Annotated in this window: 21 protein-coding genes; 19 read left to right on the forward strand and 2 right to left on the reverse strand. The window is 66.1% G+C overall.

The genetic code is table 11. The annotated features are described in order from the left end of the window. Positions 1-37 precede the first annotated feature (37 nt). From AB7E83_RS17920 to AB7E83_RS17945, 6 genes are all read left to right on the forward strand, one after another. On the forward strand, positions 38-913 hold the full coding sequence (locus AB7E83_RS17920; protein ID WP_428571859.1) for a branched-chain amino acid ABC transporter permease: 876 nt from the start codon (positions 38-40) through the stop codon (positions 911-913). Then, on the forward strand, positions 910-1,878 hold the full coding sequence (locus AB7E83_RS17925) for a branched-chain amino acid ABC transporter permease (RefSeq protein WP_428571861.1): 969 nt from the start codon (positions 910-912) through the stop codon (positions 1,876-1,878). The genes AB7E83_RS17920 and AB7E83_RS17925 overlap by 4 nt, the downstream gene beginning before the upstream one ends. After that, the gene (locus AB7E83_RS17930; protein ID WP_428571863.1) at positions 1,875-2,645 is read left to right on the forward strand and encodes an ABC transporter ATP-binding protein; all 771 of its coding nucleotides are present in this window, start codon (positions 1,875-1,877) and stop codon (positions 2,643-2,645) included. Before AB7E83_RS17925 ends, AB7E83_RS17930 begins: the two co-directional genes overlap by 4 nt. After that, the gene (locus AB7E83_RS17935) at positions 2,638-3,342 is read left to right on the forward strand and encodes an ABC transporter ATP-binding protein (RefSeq protein ID WP_428571865.1); all 705 of its coding nucleotides are present in this window, start codon (positions 2,638-2,640) and stop codon (positions 3,340-3,342) included. The genes AB7E83_RS17930 and AB7E83_RS17935 overlap by 8 nt, the downstream gene beginning before the upstream one ends. A 17-nt stretch (positions 3,343-3,359) precedes the next feature. Then, positions 3,360-4,250, forward strand: coding sequence for a DUF1932 domain-containing protein (locus tag AB7E83_RS17940; protein ID WP_428571901.1), 891 nt, complete (start codon positions 3,360-3,362; stop codon positions 4,248-4,250). Between the two features lie 112 nt (positions 4,251-4,362). Continuing rightward, positions 4,363-4,557, forward strand: coding sequence for a YgaP family membrane protein (locus AB7E83_RS17945; protein ID WP_428571867.1), 195 nt, complete (start codon positions 4,363-4,365; stop codon positions 4,555-4,557). Between the two features lie 107 nt (positions 4,558-4,664). Here AB7E83_RS17945 and AB7E83_RS17950 read toward each other — a convergent pair whose 3' ends face one another. Further along, positions 4,665-5,579, reverse strand: coding sequence for a LysR substrate-binding domain-containing protein (locus tag AB7E83_RS17950; RefSeq protein ID WP_428571869.1), 915 nt, complete (start codon positions 5,577-5,579; stop codon positions 4,665-4,667). Between the two features lie 99 nt (positions 5,580-5,678). On the opposite strand from AB7E83_RS17950, the gene AB7E83_RS17955 reads away from it, so the two are divergent. The 8 genes from AB7E83_RS17955 to AB7E83_RS17990 are packed head-to-tail and all read left to right on the forward strand — an operon-like array spanning position 5,679 to position 12,226. Further along, complete coding sequence (locus AB7E83_RS17955; RefSeq protein WP_428571871.1) at positions 5,679-6,368, forward strand: extracellular solute-binding protein; 690 nt, start codon at positions 5,679-5,681, stop codon at positions 6,366-6,368. 16 nt (positions 6,369-6,384) lie between these two features. Then, a complete protein-coding gene (locus AB7E83_RS17960) occupies positions 6,385-7,419 on the forward strand; it encodes an amidohydrolase family protein (RefSeq protein ID WP_428571873.1) in 1,035 nt (344 codons plus the stop codon). 4 nt (positions 7,420-7,423) lie between these two features. After that, complete coding sequence (gene ligK / locus AB7E83_RS17965) at positions 7,424-8,107, forward strand: 4-carboxy-4-hydroxy-2-oxoadipate aldolase/oxaloacetate decarboxylase (RefSeq protein WP_428571875.1); 684 nt, start codon at positions 7,424-7,426, stop codon at positions 8,105-8,107. Positions 8,108-8,109: 2 nt separating this feature from the next. Next, positions 8,110-9,033, forward strand: coding sequence for an amidohydrolase family protein (locus tag AB7E83_RS17970; protein WP_428571877.1), 924 nt, complete (start codon positions 8,110-8,112; stop codon positions 9,031-9,033). Between the two features lie 5 nt (positions 9,034-9,038). Further along, a complete protein-coding gene (gene ligA / locus AB7E83_RS17975; protein WP_428571879.1) occupies positions 9,039-9,413 on the forward strand; it encodes a protocatechuate 4,5-dioxygenase subunit alpha in 375 nt (124 codons plus the stop codon). After that, positions 9,413-10,267: a class III extradiol dioxygenase subunit beta gene (locus tag AB7E83_RS17980; RefSeq protein WP_428571881.1), complete on the forward strand. Its 855-nt coding sequence runs from the start codon at positions 9,413-9,415 to the stop codon at positions 10,265-10,267. Before ligA ends, AB7E83_RS17980 begins: the two co-directional genes overlap by 1 nt. Position 10,268: 1 nt before the next feature. Further along, positions 10,269-11,225 carry a Gfo/Idh/MocA family oxidoreductase gene (locus AB7E83_RS17985; RefSeq protein WP_428571883.1) on the forward strand — a complete coding sequence of 319 codons (957 nt, stop codon included), beginning with the start codon at positions 10,269-10,271 and terminating at the stop codon, positions 11,223-11,225. Continuing rightward, complete coding sequence (locus AB7E83_RS17990; RefSeq protein ID WP_428571885.1) at positions 11,222-12,226, forward strand: aldo/keto reductase; 1,005 nt, start codon at positions 11,222-11,224, stop codon at positions 12,224-12,226. The genes AB7E83_RS17985 and AB7E83_RS17990 overlap by 4 nt, the downstream gene beginning before the upstream one ends. A 118-nt stretch (positions 12,227-12,344) precedes the next feature. Here AB7E83_RS17990 and AB7E83_RS17995 read toward each other — a convergent pair whose 3' ends face one another. Then, positions 12,345-14,249, reverse strand: a complete 1,905-nt coding sequence (locus AB7E83_RS17995; RefSeq protein WP_428571887.1) for an ATP-dependent nuclease — start codon at positions 14,247-14,249, stop codon at positions 12,345-12,347. A gap of 198 nt (positions 14,250-14,447) precedes the next feature. Here AB7E83_RS17995 and AB7E83_RS18000 point away from each other — a divergent pair, with 198 nt between their 5' ends. The 5 genes from AB7E83_RS18000 (at position 14,448) to AB7E83_RS18020 (ending at position 19,619) form a co-directional block, all read left to right on the forward strand. Continuing rightward, complete coding sequence (locus tag AB7E83_RS18000) at positions 14,448-15,833, forward strand: ATP-binding protein (RefSeq protein ID WP_428571889.1); 1,386 nt, start codon at positions 14,448-14,450, stop codon at positions 15,831-15,833. Between the two features lie 122 nt (positions 15,834-15,955). Continuing rightward, positions 15,956-16,843: an isocitrate lyase/PEP mutase family protein gene (locus AB7E83_RS18005; protein ID WP_428571891.1), complete on the forward strand. Its 888-nt coding sequence runs from the start codon at positions 15,956-15,958 to the stop codon at positions 16,841-16,843. 6 nt (positions 16,844-16,849) lie between these two features. After that, on the forward strand, positions 16,850-18,265 hold the full coding sequence (gene leuC, locus AB7E83_RS18010) for a 3-isopropylmalate dehydratase large subunit (protein ID WP_428571893.1): 1,416 nt from the start codon (positions 16,850-16,852) through the stop codon (positions 18,263-18,265). A gap of 11 nt (positions 18,266-18,276) precedes the next feature. After that, on the forward strand, positions 18,277-18,885 hold the full coding sequence (gene leuD / locus AB7E83_RS18015) for a 3-isopropylmalate dehydratase small subunit (RefSeq protein ID WP_428571895.1): 609 nt from the start codon (positions 18,277-18,279) through the stop codon (positions 18,883-18,885). Between the two features lie 8 nt (positions 18,886-18,893). Further along, positions 18,894-19,619: a Bug family tripartite tricarboxylate transporter substrate binding protein gene (locus AB7E83_RS18020; RefSeq protein ID WP_428571897.1), complete on the forward strand. Its 726-nt coding sequence runs from the start codon at positions 18,894-18,896 to the stop codon at positions 19,617-19,619. Positions 19,620-19,726 lie beyond the last annotated feature (107 nt).

A 19,726-nucleotide genomic window follows, 5' to 3' on the forward strand; every position in this document is an offset into this window, starting at 1 on the left:
CGCGGCCCAAGGGCCGCGTACTTCTGATTTCAGGGTCGTGCTCACTATTCTCTTCGACGGCATCGCCTACGGCATGCTGCTGTTCATCCTCGCCGTCGGCCTGGCGGTGACGATGGGCCTGATGAATTTCATCAACCTCGCGCACGGCGCGTTCGCGATGGTCGGCGGCTACATCACCGTGCTGTTGATGCAGAAGGCCGACGTGCCGTTCCTCGTGTGCCTGCCGCTCGCCTTCCTCGGGGCGGCGCTGCTGGGCGCGGTGCTGGAACGCACCCTGTACCGGCCCCTCTACCGCAAGCCGCACCTCGACCAGGTGCTGTTTTCCATCGGCCTCGTGTTCATGGCGGTCGCCGCCTTCGACTACTTCGTCGGCTCCACCCAGCAGATCATCCAGCTGCCGGCGTGGCTGAAAGGCCGCACGGAGTGGGGCACCGGCGCGTGGACGCTCGGCATGGGGCACTACCGGCTCTTCATCATCGCGGTGTGCGCGGCCCTGACGGTGGGCCTGCAGTTCATCCTTTCGCGCACGCGCTTCGGCAGCCGCCTGCGCGCCTCGGTCGACGACCAGCGGGTCGCCGCGGGCATGGGCATCGACGTGAACGTGGTGTTCCTCTCCACCTTCGCGTTCGGCTCGGGGCTCGCGGGGCTGGGCGGCGCGCTCGGCGCGGAGGTGCTCGGACTGGACCCGAGCTTTCCGCTCAAGTTCATGATCTATTTCCTGATCGTCGTCGCGGTGGGCGGGACGTCATCCATCACGGGGCCGCTGCTCGCCGCGCTCCTGCTCGGCATCGCCGACGTCGCGGGCAAATACTACATCCCGAAGATGGGCGCATTCATCGTGTACGCGCTGATGATCGCGATCCTGCTGTGGAAGCCGAACGGGCTGTTCGTGCGGCAAGGCGGCAAGGCATGAGCGCCTTCGAATCTTCGCTGATGCGCTCGCGCCGCATGCGGCCGTGGGAGCCGGTCGCGTGGCTGCTCGCGCTGGCCTCGCCGTTTCTCTTCCCGACGCATGCGCTGATCGTCAACGAGATCGCGATCGTCGCGCTGTTCGCGCTCTCGCTCGACCTCGTGCTCGGCTACGCGGGCATCGTGTCGCTCGGGCATGCGGCCTTCTTCGGGCTGGGGGCGTACACGGCCGCGCTCTTCTGCAAGCACGTCATGCCCGATCCGCATCTGGGCCTGCTCGTTGCCATGGCCGCGTCCGCCGTGCTCGGCCTCGCCGCGAGCTTCACCGTGCTGCGCGGCTCCGACCTCACACGGCTCATGGTGACGCTGGGGCTGGCCCTGCTGCTGCTGGAACTCGCCAACAAGCTCGACTGGCTCACGGGCGGCGTCGACGGCATCCAGGGGCTGGTGTTCTCGCCGGTGCTGGGCCAGTGGGCGTTCGAGCTCACCGGCCGCGTGGCGTCGTGCTACTCGCTCGTCGTCCTGCTGATCCTCTTCCTCGTCGCGCGCCGGATCGTGCATTCGCCCTTCGGCGCGACGCTCATGGCGATCCGCGACAACCGCTTGCGCGCCATGGCCGTCGGCGTGCCGGTCCATGCGCGGCTCGTCGCCGTCTACACCGTGGCCGCGGCGATGGCGGGCGCGGCCGGGGCGCTGTTCACGCAGACCTCGGGCTTCGCCTCCATCGACGTGTTCGAGTTCCACCGCTCGGCCGACGTGATGCTGGTGCTCGTCATCGGCGGGGCGGGCTGGCTGTATGGCGGAATCGCGGGCGCGATCGTCTTCAAGCTGCTGCAGGATCTGATTTCGCAGGTGACGCCGCAGTACTGGACGTTCTGGATCGGGCTGTTCCTCGTCGTGCTGGTGCTCGTCGGGCGCGAACGGCTGCTGCGGCCGTGGACGTGGTTCGGGCGCGGAGGCAGCGCATGAGCGCATCGAGCGACGAAGTCGTCCTCTCCACGCACGGCCTCGTGAAGAAGTTCGGCGGCATCACGGCCACGGACAACGTCACGATGAGCCTGCGCCGCGGCGCCCGGCACGCGCTCATCGGCCCCAACGGCGCGGGCAAGACGACGCTGGTGAACCTGCTCACGGGCGTGCTGGAGCCGACCGCCGGGCGCATCGAACTCGAGGGCCGCGAGATCGGCCGCCTCGCGCCGCACGAACGCGTGCGGCGCGGCATGGTGCGCACCTTCCAGATCAGCCAGTTGTTCGCGTCCATGACGCCGCTGGAGACGCTGGCGCTCGTGGTGTCGCAGCAGCGCGGGCAGGGCGCGAGCTTCTGGAAGCCGCTGGGCGCGCACCCCGGCGTGGTCGAGCGGGCCACGCGGCTGCTCGAGCAGTTCCATCTCGCCGAGGTCCGCGACCAGCGTACCGAGCACCTTGCGTACGGCAAGCGCCGCCTGCTCGAGATCGCCATCGCCCTCGCGTGCGAGCCGCGCGTGCTGCTGCTCGACGAGCCCGTGGCCGGCGTGCCCGCGGGCGAGCGCGAGGAGTTGCTGCAGACCGTCGCGGCGCTGCCCGCCGAGGTGTCGGTGCTGCTGATCGAGCACGACATGGACCTCGTCTTCAGCTTCGCCGACCGCATGACGGTGCTGGTGAACGGCGGCGTGCTCACCGAAGGGACGCCGGCCGAGATCGCGGCGGACGAGCGGGTGAGGGCGGTGTACCTGGGACACGAGGCGAGCCATGGCTGAACTGCTGCGCGTGGAAGACCTCAGCGCGGGCTACGGCGAGGCGGTCGTGCTGCACGACGTCTCGTTCACGCTGGAAGAAGGCCGGACGCTGGCGCTGCTCGGCCGCAACGGCACGGGCAAGACCACGCTGATCGACACGCTCGCGGGGGCCACGCGGCAGCACGCGGGCCGCATCTCGCTCGCCGGCCGCGCGTTGCACAAGCTGCCGTCGCACGAGCGCGCCGCCGCCGGCATCGGCTGGGTGCCGCAGGAGCGCAACATCTTCAAGTCGCTGACCGTCCACGAGAACCTCACGGCGGTGCAACGGCCCGGCAAGTGGACGCCGGAGGCTGTGTACGCGATGTTCCCGCGGCTTGCGGAGCGCAAGACGAACCTGGGCACGCAACTGTCCGGCGGCGAGCAGCAGATGCTCGCGGTGGCCCGTGCGCTCGTCGTGAATCCGCGCCTGCTGCTGCTCGACGAGCCCCTGGAAGGACTGGCGCCGATCATCGTGGCCGAACTGCTCGCGGCCATCGCGCGCATCACGCGCGAGGAAGGGCTCGCCGCCATCATCGTGGAGCAGCATCCGCAAGCCATTCTCCGGATTTCCGACAGCGCGGTGGTGCTGGATCGCGGCACCATCGTGCATGCAAGCGGCGCGGACGAACTGCTGGCCGCGCCCGAACTGCTGGACCGCCTGCTCGGCGTTGCGCGTTGAAAGAGAACTCCATGGCATTGAAGATCGAATCCATCGGGCTCGTCGGCTACGGCGAGGTGGGACGCATTTTTTCCGCGGGGCTGAAGCCGAGGGTGGGCGCGATGGGCGCGTGGGACGTCAAGTTCGCGCGCGGCGACGCCGAGCGTTCGCATGCGCACGCGAGCGGAGTCACGGCGCACGATTCGATGAAGTCGCTGTGCGAAGCGAGCGATCTCGTCATCTCGGCCGTCACCGCCTCGAACACGCTCGCTGTGGCGCAAGAGGCGGCGCCCTTCCTGCGAAAAGGCACGGTATTCCTCGACCTCAATTCGGCCTCGCCGGGCACGAAGCAGCAGGCCGCGCAAGCCGTGGAGGCGGGCGGAGCGCACTACGTCGAAGCCGGCGTGATGACGTCGGTGCCGCCCTACGGCATCCGGGTTCCGATGCTGCTGGGCGGCGATCGCGCCGAAGCGCTCGCGGCGCTGCTGAATTCGTGGGAGATGGATGCGAAGGCCGTGAGCGAGAAGCTCGGCGTGGCGAGCGCCATCAAGATGTGCCGCAGCGTGATGATCAAGGGGCTGGAGGCGCTGGTGATCGAGAGCTACACGACGGCGCGCGCCTACGGTGTCGAGGACCACGTGATTCCGACGCTGCAGGAGACCTTCCCCAGCATCGACTGGCAGCAGCAGGGCGCCTACTTCTTCAGCCGCGTGGTGCAGCATGGGCAGCGGCGCGCGGAGGAAATGCGCGAGGCCGCGAACACGGTGAAGGAGGCCGGGTTCGATCCGTTCATGGCGAGCGCCATCGCGGACAAGCAGCAGTGGGTGGCGGATCGCGCGAAGGCGGGTGTGTTCGCGGGTCTGGAGAAGGGCGCGAAGTGGCAGGCTTATGCGGATCGCCTGCTCGACGAGCGCGGCAAGCGCGGCTGAAGGGCACCTCCTGGGCGGCATCGAGGGCCGGAATCACGGCGGGAGTTGACGAAGCGCAATTGCGGCGCGCGCGGCGCTGCAATAGAGTCGATTCTTCAACAGGAGCTCTACCATGAAAACCAACGTCGGCGGCATCGACCGCATCATCCGCGCCACCGTCGGCATCGTGCTCGTCGGTCTGGCAGCCACCGGCACCGTGGGCTGGTGGGGCTGGCTCGGCGTCATTCCGCTCGCCACCGCGGCCATGGGCTGGTGCCCGCCCTACACGCTGCTGGGCATCAACACCTGCTCGACCAAGAAACCGTGAGCGCCCATCCGCTGCCGCACCGCTACGAGGTCCGCGCCTCGGGTGGGCTGCAGGGTCCGGTCGCTGTGGCGGCGGCCGGCTGAGCGCTGCGCCGTGGAGCGTGGCGCCTACGAAAGCCGAGCCACCACCGTCGGCACGATCTTGCGAATCAGATCGAGCGTGGCCTTCTGCACCGGGGTGGCGGGGCGCTGCAGGCTGGTGGCAAGCGACAGCGGAATCCGCAGCGCCGGCTTGCCGATCTGCTGCGCGGTATAGGCCGAGGGCCGCGGCGAATTCAGCAGCGCATTGCGCGACAGGATCGCCGCGCCCGCGCCGTCGTGCACGAGGTCGAGGATCGCCGTCACGCCTTCGATCTCCAGCGCCACGTCGGGCCGCAGCCCCGCATCGGCCAGCGCCGACTCGAAGTACATGCGGATCGCATTGGGCCGCGCCGGAATCACGAGCGGCATCTTCGCGATGTCGGCCAGGCTCACCGGACCCGGCGGCGGGTCCTCGTGGAGGCCCGGCGGACGCGCGCGCACCAGCAGCAGGTCTTCCTCGAGGAGCGGCGTGATGTCGAGCTCGCGCGACGGCTGCGCGTTGTAGAGCACCACGATGTCCATGCGGCCGCTCGCCAGCGCCTCCTGCAGGCTGCCCGACATCCCCTCGCTGATCGCCAGGCGCGCATCGGGCATCTCTTCGCGGAACGCGCGGATGAGCGGCACCGCGAGCACGCGGGCGACGCTCGTCGGCAGGCCGACGTTCACGCGACCTGAGACGCCGCCGCGCAGCCGCCCGAGGTCTTCCCTCGCACGCTGGACCTGGTGCAGGATGCCGCGCCCGTGATCGAGCAGGATCTTGCCGGCCTCCGTCGGCACGGCCCCCCGCCCGTTGCGCACGAGCAGGTTCTGGCGCAGTTCGACTTCGAGCAGGCGCACCTGCCGAGACAACGCGGGCTGGGCCACGTCGAGCTCGATCGACGCGCGGGTGAAACTGCCGAGCTCGGCGACGCGCACGAAGTATTCGAGCTGCTTGAGGTCCATGGTTGTGCGAATAGCGCGCGTTGAATTATGCCGAACCGATATAGCTGCTAGTCACATCGCGCGCTTTTGCTTTTCGCGCGCCCTCACCACAATCCCGCCATGAACGCGACGATCCGGGGTATCTCTTCCATGGCGACGCGCGCCTTGCTCGCCGAGCTTGTCGCGGCGTATGAGGCACGTACGGGGCAGAAGGTCGAGGTCGAGGCCGTCGGCGGCGTCGATGCGGCGAGGCGCGTGCAGTCGGGCGAAGCGTTCGACGTCGTGTTCCTCGCCACCGATGCGATCGAGAAGCTGGCGGCGGCTGGCCCCGTCGTCGCGGGCAGCCGCGTCGACCTCGTGCGCTCGGGCGTGTACGCCGCGGTGAAATCGGGCGCGGAGAAGGTCGATCTCTCGAACGCGGAAGCCGTGAAGCGCGCCGTGCTTGCCGCACCCACGCTCGGCTACTCCACCGGCCCGAGCGGCGTCGCGCTCATGAAGCTGTTCGAGCGTTGGGGCATCGCAGAGCAACTGAAGCCGAAGATCGTGCAGGCCCCGCCCGGCGTGCCGGTCGGCTCGCTCGTCGCCCGGGGCGAGGTCGCGCTCGGCTTCCAGCAGCTGAGCGAGCTGATCCATCTGGACGGCATCGACATCGCCGGGCCGCTGCCGCCCGACATCCAGATCACCACGATTTTCTGCGGCGCGGTGTGCGCCGCGTCCGGCCAGGCCGACGCCGTCGGGCGCCTGCTGGCGTTCATGGCCTCGCCCGAAGCCGACGACGCCAAGCGCCGGCAGGGGATGGAACCCGCTTGAAGAAAGTGAAGAAGACATGAGCCTCGTCATCGATTGCCACGGCCACTACACGACGGCGCCGAAGCCGCTGGAGGAGTGGCGCAACCGCCAGATCGCCGGCATCAAGGACCCGGCCGCGAAGCCGAAGGCGAGCGAGCTGAAGATCTCCGACGACGAGATCCGCCAGTCGATCGTCGACAACCAGCTGCGCCTGATGAACGAGCGCGGCAACGACCTCACGCTCTTTTCGCCGCGCGCGAGCTTCATGGCGCACCACATCGGCGACTTCGAGGTGTCGAGCACCTGGGCCGCGATCTGCAACGAGCTCTGCTTCCGCGTGTCGAAACTGTTCCCCCCGCAGTTCGTGCCGGTCGCGATGCTGCCGCAGTCGCCGGGCGTGGACCCGAAGACCTGCATTCCCGAGCTGGTGAAGTGCGTCGAGGAATACGGCTGCGTCGGCATCAACCTCAATCCGGACCCCTCGGGCGGCCACTGGAAGGAGCCTCCGCTCACGGACAAGTGGTGGTACCCGATCTACGAGAAGATGGTGGAGTACGACATCCCCGCGATGATCCACGTCTCGACCTCGTGCAATGCCTGCTTCCACACGACGGGCGCGCACTACCTGAATGCGGATACCACCGCGTTCATGCAATGCCTGCAGGGCGACCTGTTCAAGGACTTTCCCACGCTTCGTTTCCTGATCCCGCACGGCGGCGGCGCGGTGCCCTACCACTGGGGGCGCTTCCGCGGGCTGGCGCAGGAGATGAAGAAGCCGCTGCTCGAAGACCATCTGCTGAACAACATCTACTTCGACACCTGCGTGTACCACCAGCCGGGCATCAACCTGCTCAACGAAGTGATCCCGGTGAAGAACGTGCTCTTCGCGAGCGAGATGATCGGCGCGGTGCGCGGCATCGATCCGCGCACGGGCAATTTCTACGACGACACGAAGCGCTACATCGACGCCTGCGCGCAGTTGTCGGCGGAGGATCGGCAAGCGATCTTCGAGGACAACACCCGCCGCGTGTTCCCCCGCCTCGACACGTTACTAAAGAACCAGGGACGCTGAAGCCATGTACGAACTCGGAGTCGTCTATCGCAACATCGTGCGCGCCGACCGCGACACGGCCGACGCATTGGCCTCGCTCGGCTCGGCCACGGTGCATGAAGCCATGGGCCGCGTCGGCCTCATGAACACCTACATGCGGCCGATCTTCGCCGGCCAGCAGGTCTCGGGCACGGCGGTGACCGTGCTGCTGCACCCCGGCGACAACTGGATGCTGCACGTCGCGGCCGAACAGATCCAGCCCGGCGACATCGTGGTCGCGGCCGTCACGTCGCCCAACACCGATGGTTTCTTCGGCGACCTGCTCGCGAGCTCGTTCAAGGCGCGCGGCGCGCGCGCGCTCGTGATCGACGCGGGCGTGCGCGACGTGAAGACGCTGACCGAGATGCCGTTCCCGGTGTGGAGCAAGGCGATCAGTTCCAAGGGCACGGTGAAGGCGACGCTCGGCTCGGTGAACATTCCCGTGGTCTGCGCCGATGCGCTGGTGCATCCTGGCGACGTGATCGTGGCCGACGACGATGGCGTGGTCTGCGTGCCCGCCGCGCTGGCGCCCAAAACGCTGGCCGCCGCGAAGGCGCGCGAGGCGAACGAGGGCGAGAAGCGCGCGAAGCTGGCCTCGGGCGTGCTGGGCCTGGACATGTACAAGATGCGCGAGCCGCTGGAAAAAGCCGGCCTGCGCTACATCGACTGATCATGAGCAAACCGACTTCAGGCGGGTTCGACAAGACCGCGGGCTGGCTCGACTGGTATGCCGGCCCGAGCAAGCCGCAATTCAAGCTGCCGCCGGGAAGCGTCGACGCGCACTGCCACGTGTTCGGCCCCGGCGCGGAGTTCCCGTACGCGCCCGAGCGCAAGTACACCCCTTGCGACGCGAGCAAGGAACAGCTCTTCGCGCTGCGCGACCATCTCGGCTTCGACAAAAACGTGATCGTGCAGGCCACCTGCCACGGCGCGGACAACCGCGCGCTGCTCGATGCGCTGAAGTCGTCGAACGGCAAGGCGCGCGGCGTCGTGACGGTCAAGCGCAGCATCACCGACCAGGCGCTTCAGGACATGAACGCGGCCGGCGTGCGCGGCGTGCGATTCAACTTCGTCAAGCGGCTCGTCGACTTCACGCCGAAGGACGAACTGCTGGAGATCGCTTCGCGCATCGCGCCGCTCGGCTGGCACGTCGTGATCTATTTCGAGGCGGTCGACCTGCCCGAGCTGTGGGACTTCTTCACCGCGCTGCCCACCACCGTCGTCGTCGATCATATGGGGCGGCCGGACGTGACGAAGCCGATCGACGGGCCGGAGTTCAGCCTGTTCCTGAAATACATGCGCGAGCATCCGAACGTGTGGAGCAAGGTGAGCTGCCCCGAGCGCCTGTCGGTGTCGGGACCGCCCGCGCTGGATGGCGAGCGCAACGCCTACCGCGACGTCGTGCCCTTCGCGCGCAAGGTCGTCGAGACCTTTCCCGACCGCGTGCTGTGGGGCACCGACTGGCCGCACCCGAACCTGAAGGGCCACATGCCCGACGACGGATTGCTGGTCGACTACATCCCGCACATCGCGACGACCCCCGAGTTGCAGCGCAAGCTGCTGGTCGACAACCCGACGCGCCTCTACTGGAGCTGAACGAGATGCCGCTCGACAAACCCTACAAGGACGTGCCCGGCACGACCATCTTCGACGCGGAGCAAAGCCGCCGGGGCTACGCGCTCAACCAGTTCTGCATGTCGCTCATGAAGGCCGACAACCGCGAGCGTTTCAAGAAGGACGAACGCGCCTACCTCGACGAATGGCCGATGACCGAGGACCAGAAGCAGGCGGTGCTGGCGCGCGACCTGAACCGCTGCATCGCGCTCGGCGGCAACATCTACTTCCTCGCGAAGATCGGCGCGACCGACGGCAAGAGCTTCCAGCAGATGGCGGGCTCGATGACGGGCATGAGCGAAGAGGCGTATCGCGACATGATGATCGGCGGCGGCAGGGATCCCAAGTGGGGGAGAAAGTAATGGCAAGAATCACCGCATCCGTCTTCACCTCCCACGTACCCGCCATCGGCGCGGCGATGGACCTGAAGAAGAGCGAGGAGCCGTACTGGCAGAAGGTCTTCTCGGGCTACGAGTTCTCGCGCCGCTGGATGAAGGACAACACGCCCGACGTCGTGATCCTCGTCTTCAACGACCATGCGACGGCGTTCAGCCTGGAGATGATCCCGACCTTCGCCATCGGCACGGCGGCGGAGTACAAGGTCGCCGACGAGGGCTGGGGACCGCGCCCGGTCCCGGACGTGCAGGGCGCGCCCGACCTCGCGTCGCACGTCGCGCATTCGGTCATCCAGCAGGATTTCGACCTCACGATCGTCAACCGCATGGACGTGGACCACGGCCTCACGGTGCCGCTGTCGCTGATGTGCGGCGACACGAAAGTCTGGCCGTTCAAGGTGATCCCCTTCGCCGTCAACGTGGTGCAGTACCCGGTGCCCAGCGGCATGCGCTGCTTCAAGCTGGGCCAGGCGATCCGCAAGGCGGTCGAGAGCTACGACGAAGACCTGAACGTGCAGATCTGGGGCACGGGCGGCATGAGCCACCAGTTGCAGGGGCCGCGCGCCGGGCTGATCAACCGCGAATGGGACAACCGCTTCCTCGACCGGCTGATCGACGACCCCGAGGGCCTGGCGAGCGTGCCGCACCTGGAGTACGTCAACGAGGCGGGCAGCGAAGGCATCGAACTCGTGATGTGGCTCATCGCGCGCGGCGCGATGAGCGACGTGGCGGGCGGCAACAAGCCGACCTTGAAGCATCGCTTCTACCATGTGCCCGCGTCCAACACCGCCGTCGGCCACATGATCCTGGAGAACAACTGACATGGCATCCACCCCCCTGAGAATCGCCCTCGCGGGCGCCGGCGCCTTCGGGCAGAAGCACCTCGACGGCCTGAAGCTGATCGATGGCGTGCAGGTCACCTCGCTCGTCGGCCGCGAGCTGGACAAGACGAAGGAGGTCGCGGCGAAGTACGGTATCGGCCACGTCACCACCGACCTCAACGACACGCTGGAGCGCGACGATGTCGATGCGGTGATCCTCTGCACGCCGACGCAGATGCACGCGGAACAGGCCATCGCCTGCCTGAATGCCGGCAAGCACGTGCAAGTCGAGATTCCGCTGTGCGACAGCTTCGCGGACGGGCAGGCGGTCGTCGAAGCGCAGAAGAAGACCGGGCTCGTCGCGATGTGCGGCCATACGCGCCGCTTCAATCCGAGCCACCAGTACGTGCGCGGGAAGATCGTCGCGGGCGAATTCAACGTCCAGCAGATGGACGTTCAGACCTTCTTCTTCCGCCGCACGAACATGAACGCGCTGGGCCAGCCGCGCAGCTGGACCGACCACCTGCTGTGGCACCACGCCGCGCACACGGTCGACCTGTTCCAGTACCAGACGCGCAGCAAGGTCGTGAAGGCGAACGCGGTGCAGGGGCCGATCCATCCCGCGCTGGGCATCGCCATGGACATGAGCATCCAGCTGAAGGCCGAGAACGGCGCGATCTGCACGCTGTCGCTCTCGTTCAACAACGAGGGGCCGCTGGGCACCTTCTTCCGCTACATCGGCGACACGGCGACCTACATCGCGCGCTACGACGACCTGTTCAACGGCAAGGAAGAGAAGATCGACGTGTCCAAGGTGGACGTGTCGATGAACGGCATCGAACTGCAGGACCGCGAGTTCGTCGCCGCCATCCGCGAAAAACGCGAACCCAACGCCAGCGTGGCGCAGGTTCTGCCATGCTACGAGGTTCTCCACCAACTTGAGCAGCAGCTGCAATGAAGACGCGCAAGATCGGTCCGTTCGAAGTCGCCGAGATCGGCCTCGGCTGCATGAACCTGAGCCACGCCTACGGCACGCCGCCGTCGGACGAGCAGGGCGAGCGCGTGCTGCTCGCCGCGCTCGACGCGGGCGTGACGCTGTTCGACACCGCGGCCATCTACGGCCTGCGGAAGAACGAGGCGCTCGTCGGCCGCGTCCTCAAGCCGCATCGCAACAGCATCACGCTTGCGTCGAAGGGCGGGATGGGGCCGGTCCCCGGCGAGGACGGCAAGCCCAAGCGCACCATCGACGGCCGGCCCGAGTCCATCGTCCGCGACTGCGAAGAAAGCCTGCGCCTGCTGCAGACCGACGTGATCGACCTGTACTACCTGCATCGCTGGGACAAGAAGATTCCCATCGAGGAGAGTGTCGGCGCGATGAGCCGCCTGGTGGAGCAGGGCAAGGTGCGCACCATCGGCCTGTCGGAAATTTCCGCGACGACGCTGCGCAGGGCGCACAAGGTTCACCCCATCACGGCGCTGCAGACCGAGTATTCGCTGTGGACGCGCAATCCCGAGATCGCGGTGCTGCAGGCCTGCCGCGAACTCGGGGCGGCCTTCGTCGCGTTCAGTCCCGTGGCGCGGGGCTTCCTGTGCGATGCGGTGCATGACGCCGGCGCGCTCACGGAAAAGGACTTGCGGCGCGCCATGCCGCGCTTCGAGCCGGCGAACCTCGCGAAGAACCTCGAACTCCTGAACGGCTACAAGGCGATCGCGCGGGAAGCCGGCTGCACGCCGGCGCAACTCGCACTCGCATGGCTTTTGCACAAAGGCCAGGACATCGTGCCGATTCCCGGCACGACGAGCGTCGAGCATATCCGCGAGGACGTGGGCGCTGCCGGCGTGAAGCTGTCGCCCGAGACGATGGCCAGGGTCGAGGCGCTCATCAACGAGAAGACCGTGCACGGCAACCGCTACAACGCGCAGTCGCGCAGCGAGGTGGATACCGAGGAGTTCGAGTAGCGCGGGATTGCACCCGATGCATGCGCGTTGGGTATCTGTAAGTTCGCCGATGGCAGATTGTTCTTGCACGTAGAGTGCAAGCAACAATCTGGACTTCTCAACCTACGAGTCTGTGGAACTATCCAAAGGTCACGATCGCATCGCATAGCTTGTCGAGGGAAGGCGGTCGGATACCGGCTTCCATCAAGTTTGCCAATCGGGCTGCAATGTGCAGCGTGTTCTTGTTCAGGTCTGCGGCCATACCGCACTGCGAACTCGCATAGTCCATCGCTTCGTGCCATGCGTCGCCATTGACCTCCGATTCGATGCTTGCGCCCATGTCGTGAGGCCAAACGATGTGATTGCTTTTCCACACCGTCGCAGCGGGGAACGGCGTTGCATCGTCGCCGCCTGCCACCCGCAATAGCGCGGTATTGTCGCTTCGATGCACGCCTTCATTTTTCTTGTCGGCGTCGGCGTCAAAAATCACGAGAGAGGGGATTGCGAGGCCACTGGCAATGATTAGGGGATAGAGTAGTGCGTGCTTGCCGTTGGCCGGAACGATGTGGACGCCGCGGCGGCGGAACTCATCCCATTTCCCGGTGATCACGAGCCATGAGTGGATGTATGCCACGTCTTCGAGACCTTCGACGAGAACCAGTCGCTGCGCAAAGAACATTTCATTGAGCGCCGGCTGCAATACCTGGTGCACCTTGGCAATCAAGCCGGCGGGTTTCAAGGGGGCATGTCCCTTTGCCTTGGCAAAAATCTCGGCAAATCGATCGTACGCGTAGGAACAGACCACGGAGTGCTTTGCTCCGGCAACGCGACGCACGACTCGAACATCCTCGAATGTCTCACCCGATACGAAGTGTGGGCTGTGAGTAGTGATAATGATCTGAGCGTTCTTTTCGCTGAGACGATGCAGCACGTTGGAGAGGTGGCGAGCCTGAGGCGGATGCTGATACAACTCAGGTTCCTCGCATCCGAGCAGGAGAGTGGGGCCGGCATCACCTGACGCCGCAAGCTCCTGCAACAGCGCAAGCAAAAACGAGCGCTGCAGGCCGTGCCCGAACCTTGAAAGTTGACCTTCGAAGTCACCCTCCTTCGCGAGAATTGCCGCCAACGGTTCTTCAACCTGCACGGATTTTTTCGGATCCTGGCGCCATTCGACACGTAGTGCGGCTTCTGGGTGAGCCCATTCAGCGATGCGGCCGGCGAGGGCGGCGGAGATATCGTCCAAGGCGCCTTGGTTATCCTGCAGAAGTTGCCTGTATTCCTTTTGGGCACTGTCAGCAATTTCCTTGATTCGCTCGGAAAAATTCACCTTGCTTCGTACGGCGCGCGCAAGCAATTTGCTCAGGGCGCTGTTTTTTCCTTCGGATTGTTCATCTGAAGCGTCCTTCACGGCTGGCACATATACCCATTGCACATACTTGGCGAGCCGGTTTGATCCCTTGCTTATGCCGTAGAACTGATCCAAACTTGGTATAAGCACGCATTGCGCGGGCCTTGCAGCTTCAAAAGCTTGCAAGGCTGCGGAGTTCGCGTCTTTTGCCGACGGAGCAGGTAGTTCAGGGTGTTTGTCCCGCAGGTCGACGTAGATTGCCCTCAGTTCCGCTGCAGATGCTCCATCATTTGCAGCCTTGAAGTACGGTGCGAATGCGGGCATGGCCATGCGCTGGCCGTACTGCTTGACAGTAGCAGCGCCCGTTGCTTCGTCGAAATGCGCGACGGCCGAGACGACCAGGGTGCCTTGGCGATAATAGTCCGCGAAATCTTTCTGAGCCTCTTGACTCAATTCGGTGAATTCAACCGTGATCTCGATTGGCTGGCCGACGTTGCGCGCATGGAAGTCTTCAGCTTGCAGGGCCGTAAGGTCGGTTGCGGCATGCACCGATTCGCGGAAGAAAATGTTCAGCGCGCATAGGATCGTCGACTTGCCGGCACCATTGGCACCGACCAGTCTGTTGTATTCGCCGAATTCGATCCTTTGATCGATGAAGGACCTCAAGTTCTTGATGTGGACGGACTTGATTCGCATGGCTCCTCCTTCTCGTTTCTGGCATCGAGCCCGGCCCGAGCTCAGGAATTGTCATTCGTCGGCGGACGGAATTCAACTGAGTGCCTGGTGCAAGTTGAGCGCGGTCAGCGACTCGATTTTCGGCTCGTCCGGAATCTGGAACTACGAAGTCTGACCTCATCATCGACTTCGTAGTAGATTTCGTAGTAGATTCGCATCATGAAGCTCGATGCGATCCTGCGCCAACCCGAGGGGAAGACCCTGGAGTTCAAGCGTGATCTCTCTTCTCCGCGGCCGATCGTGCGCACGCTCGTTGCCTTCGCCAATTCGGCGGGGGGCTCGCTGGTGATTGGTGTCGACGATGCGGGGCGCGTTGCCGGCATCGCCGATCCCATCGAGGAGGCGGAGCGCCTCGCCAATATTGTCGCGGACAGCGTCGAGCCTCAACTGCTGCCCGAGATCGCGGTGCTGCCCTGGCGACGCACGCAGGTGCTCGTCGCGCAGGTGGCTCCGAGTGCGTTGCGCCCGCATTATGTGAAGTCTGAGGGTGCGGAGCGGGGAACCTACGTTCGACTCGGGCCTACCAACCGGCAGGCAGATGCTGCGCTGGTCGGAGAAATGCGTCGGCGTTCCGAGCAACTGGCGTTCGACGAGCAGCCGATTCCTTCTCTCAACTACGAAGCTCTGGACTTCGTAGTAGCTTCGCAGTTGTTTGCGCCGCTGCGCAAGCTGCGGCGTGCCGACCTGGCAACGCTCGGGCTCGCGACAAAATACCAGGGCAAGCTGGTGCCCACGGTGGGAGGTGTCCTGCTCTTCGGGGTGGACCGCCTGCGGCACTTTCCCGACGCGTGGATCCAGGCCGGGTGCTTCGCCGGCATCGACAAGGGCGCACCACTGGTGGATCAACGCGAACTTCGAGGCTATCCCGTGCAGGCGCTTTCAGAGGCGATCAGCTTCGTGGAGCGCAATACACGGCATGGAGTGGAAATCGGCCGGCTGACGCGGCGCGACCTGCATTCCGTTCCTCCGGTTGCGCTGCGCGAGGCACTGGTCAATGCAGTGGTTCATGCGGACTACGCGCAGCGTGGGGCGCCCATTCGGCTCACGGTGTTCGAGGATCGGATCGAGATCGAGAATCCCGGCATCCTGCTGCCAGGTCTGACAATCGACGAGATGCGAGAGGGCGTTTCGCGGCTGCGCAATCGCGTGATCGGCAGGGCTTTCAAAGAACTGGGGCTCATCGAGCAGTGGGGGAGTGGCGTTCAACGCATGACAGCTGCCTGTATCGCGGCAGGTCTGCCCGAACCTGAGTTCGAGGAGATCGGATTGCGTTTCCGTACGCGGATTCGACTGGCCGCGGTCGCGCCGTCGAGCGTTGCGCCGGCGGATCAGGATGTGCTCGCATTTATTGACGTCGACCGGGGCCGATCCACGGCCGAAGTTGCGGCTCATCTGGGGCGAACGACGCGTTCGACGCAGCAGCGCCTGGCCAAGCTTCAACAGGCGGGCATGGTCGTTGCTGTGGGGACGGGTCCGCGCGACCCACGTCGGCGTTGGCATCCGGGACCCAATGCACCGGCGGGTCGAAAGCCACGATCGGCCTGACGCATCGGTGTCGCGTAGGCAGCGAACCCTCTGCGACCCTGCGCCGACCCGTCTGCTACGATGTTCACTCCCTGGAGCACCGTCGCCGCGACGCACTCCACGCCGTATCGAGGTCTCGCCCCATGCGACTTTCCTTCAAGCAGCGCCTGCAATCGCCCGACGCCGTGCTCGCGCCCGGAATCTACGACGCGTTCACGGCGCTGGTCGCCGAGCAGGCGGGCTTCGAGGCGCTGTATCTCTCCGGCGCGTCGATCGCCTACACCCGCCTGGGCCGTTCGGACGTCGGCCTCACGACTGCGGTCGAGGTGGCCGATACGCTGGCGCGCATCACCGAGCGCGTGCGCACCCCTGTCATCGTCGATGCGGACACCGGATTCGGCAACGCGCTGAACGTCCAGCGCACGGTGCGCAGTTTCGAGGCGGCCGGCGCCGCCATGATCCAGCTCGAAGACCAGACGTTTCCCAAGCGCTGCGGCCACCTCGATGGCAAGGGGGTCGTGTCCAAGGCCGAAATGGTCGGCAAGCTCAAGGCCGCTCTCGATGCCCGGCGCACGGAGCAGACGCTGATCATGGCACGCACCGATGCCCTCGCGGTCGAAGGATTCGACAGCGCCCTCGATCGTGCGGATGCCTACGTCGCATGCGGCGTGGACGCACTCTTCATCGAAGCGCTGAGAACGCCCGACCAGATGCGGCAGGCTTGCGCACGCTTCGCCGGGCGGATCCCGATGCTGGCCAACATGGTCGAGGGCGGCAAGACGCCCATACTGCCCGCCACGGATTTGGGGCAGCTGGGCTTTCGAATCGTCATCTTTCCCGGGGGCACGGCGCGCGCGGTGGCGCACACGCTCCAGCGTTACTACGCCAGCCTGAAGCTGCACCAGACTACCGCCCCGGAGCGCGATCGCATGCTGGATTTCGATGAGCTCAATGCATTGATCGGCACGCCCGAACTGCTCGCCAACGCGCGCCGCTACGATGCGGATGCGCAGGACCCAGGCGCCGCCTGAACGCCGATGACGATCGACATGCCGACGGGCCGCACGCTGCTGCAGAAGATCTGGGACACGCACGTCGTGCTGCACGACGACAAGAGCGGGCAGGACCTGCTCCACGTCGATCGGCTGATCCTGACCGACACCTCCTCGTTCCATGCGTTCGATCTCCTGCGCGCCGAAGGATTGCCCGTGCGCAATCCGCGCAACATCTTCGGCGGGCCGGACCACTTCGCGGCAAGCCGGGGTCCGGCGATCGACGACGTCGCCGACGAAGAGCGCCGCGCGCTCGTGCGCGGCCTCGCGAACGACTGCGCCGAATACGGACTCGGCCACTTCGGCCTGGGCGATGGGCGAATGGGCATCTCGCATGTGGTCGGTCCCGAGCAGGGCATGACCCTCCCGGGGCTGTTCCTGCTGTGCGGCGATTCGCACACCTCCACGCATGGCGCGCTCGGTGCGCTGGCATTCGGCATGGGCGGCGGCACCGCGCACGTCATGGCCACGGGTTGCCTCTGGGTCAAGCCGCTGAAGGCGATGCGTGCCCGCGTGGAGGGGAAGCGGCCCTTCGGCGTCGCCGCCAAGGACGTGATCCTCGCCATCATTCGTGAACTCGGCCCCGCCGGCGGCTTCGGCCACGTCATCGAATACGCGGGCAGCACGATCGAGGCGATGACGATCGAGGAGCGCCTCACCGTGTGCAACATGTCCATCGAGGCCGGCGCCCGGGGTGGATTGATCGCTCCGGACGAGACCACGTTCGCTTACCTTCACGGCCGCCCGATGGCGCCCCGGGGCGCGCAGTGGGACGCCGCCGTCGCGTACTGGCGCACCTTGCGATCGGATCCCGCAGCCGCGTTCGACCGGGAGATCGCCATCGATGCCACTGCGCTCGCGCCGATGGTGAGCTGGGGCAACACGGCGGCCGATGTCGTGCCGGTGGATGGACGCGTCCCCGATCCGCGCGAACGAGCCGACGCCGGCGAGCGTGGCGCCATGGAACGCTCTCTCGCATACATGGGCCTGGAACCGGGCATGCCGCTCGCCGGCCTGCCTGTCGACCAGGTCTTCATCGGTTCGTGCACCAATGGCCGGATCGAGGACCTGCGCGACGCGGCGGCGCTGCTGAAGAACCGCAAGGCGCGCGTGCCGGCGCTCGTCGTGCCCGGCTCCAACGTGGTGAAGGCGCAGGCGGAGCGCGAAGGCCTGGACCGGATTTTCATCGAGGCGGGCTTCACCTGGGGGCATCCCGGCTGCTCGATGTGCGTGGGCACGAATGGCGACACGGTTGCCGCGGGCCAGCGCTGCATGTCCACGTCCAACCGCAACTTCATGGGTCGCCAGGGCCCGGGCTCGCGCACGCACCTGGCCAGCCCGATCATGGCGGCCGCGGCCGCAGTCACCGGCCGCATCACCGACGTGCGCGAGCTGTTGTAAGGGGCGCGGCAATGGAGGCCTTCACCACGCTCACGGCTGTCGCGGCGCCCATCGACCGCGACAACATCGACACCGACCAGTTGCTGCCGCCGCGATTCCTGCTCAAGCGGCGCAGCGATCCGGCGTATCCCACGTTTCTCTTTCACGACCAGCGATTCGGCGAGCAAGGCCAACCCCGGCCCGATTTCGTCCTGAATCGGGCGCCGTATCGCGAGGCGCGCATCATCGTGGCGAGCCAGAACTTCGGGGGCGGCTCTTCGCGCGAGGCTGCGGCAATCGCCCTGCAGGCGTACGGAATCCGTTGCGTGGTGGCCGTGAGCTTTGGCGACATCTTCTACAACAACTGCATCAAGAACGGCATCCTGCCCGTGCGTTTGCCGGCGCCCGTGGCCGCCGGGCTGCGTGCGCAATTGCAGGCCGCGCCCGGTGCGACGCTGACGGTGGACCTGCGCGAGCAGTGCGTCATCGACACGCGCGGTGCGCGCGAGCCCTTCGAGATCGATGGATTCAGCCGGCAGTGCCTGCTCGAGGGCCTGAGCGCCATCGACCTGACACTGCAGCACCGCGCCACGATCGACGCCTTCGAGCAGAAGTATCGCACCTCCTTCCCCTGGACTTAGGGCAACAAATGCAAAGCACACGACGCAGGTTCAATACCGCAGCCCTGGCTGCCCTTACGCTGCCGGCAACGCTCGCACGCGCCCAGGCGCAGGCGAATCCGGGCAGGCCGATCCGTGTCGTGATTCCGACCGCGGCCGGTGGCACCGGCGACATCCTCGCGCGGCAGGTCGCGGACATCCTCCGGGATGCGCTGAAGGTGACCGTTGCCGTGGAAAACCGGCCGGGCGCGAACGGGGTCATCGCCACCGAACTCGTGGCGCGCGCCCCGGCCGACGGTTCCACGCTGCTCGTGGCGTCGGCATCCAACATCGCGATCAACCCGGCGCTCTACAAGATGCCGGTCGATGTCGAAAAGGATCTCGCGCCCGTGATCCAGATCGCGAACACGACCCAGGTGCTCATTGCGCATCCTGCCTTCCCCGCCGGTACGCTGCAGGAGCTGATCGCCATGGCCAAAGCCAAGCCCGGCGGGATCGACTACGTCAACGCCGGCAACGGCTCGACACCGCACCTGAACATGGAGCTCCTGGCCAGCATGGCGGGGCTGAAGCTGCACGGAATCGTCTACAAGGGCAGCACGCCGGGACGGACGGCGGTGGTCGCGGGCGAAGTGCCGATCATGATCGACGGCCTCGCGCCCGCGCTGCCGCTGATCCAGTCGGGGAAGTTGAAAGCGCTCGGCGTCACGTCGCCGCGGCGCACCACGGCCTTGCCTGCGTATTCCACCCGATGACGGGCACGATTCCACGCTGATGGCGGGCGCTGTTCCAGCCGATGGCGGGCGGCGTTCCATGCGATCGCGGGCAGCGTTCCATGCTGATGGCGGGCACGATTCCATCG

This window comes from Ramlibacter sp., assembly GCF_050250995.1.
Classification (GTDB): Bacteria; Pseudomonadota; Gammaproteobacteria; order Burkholderiales; family Burkholderiaceae_C; genus Ramlibacter.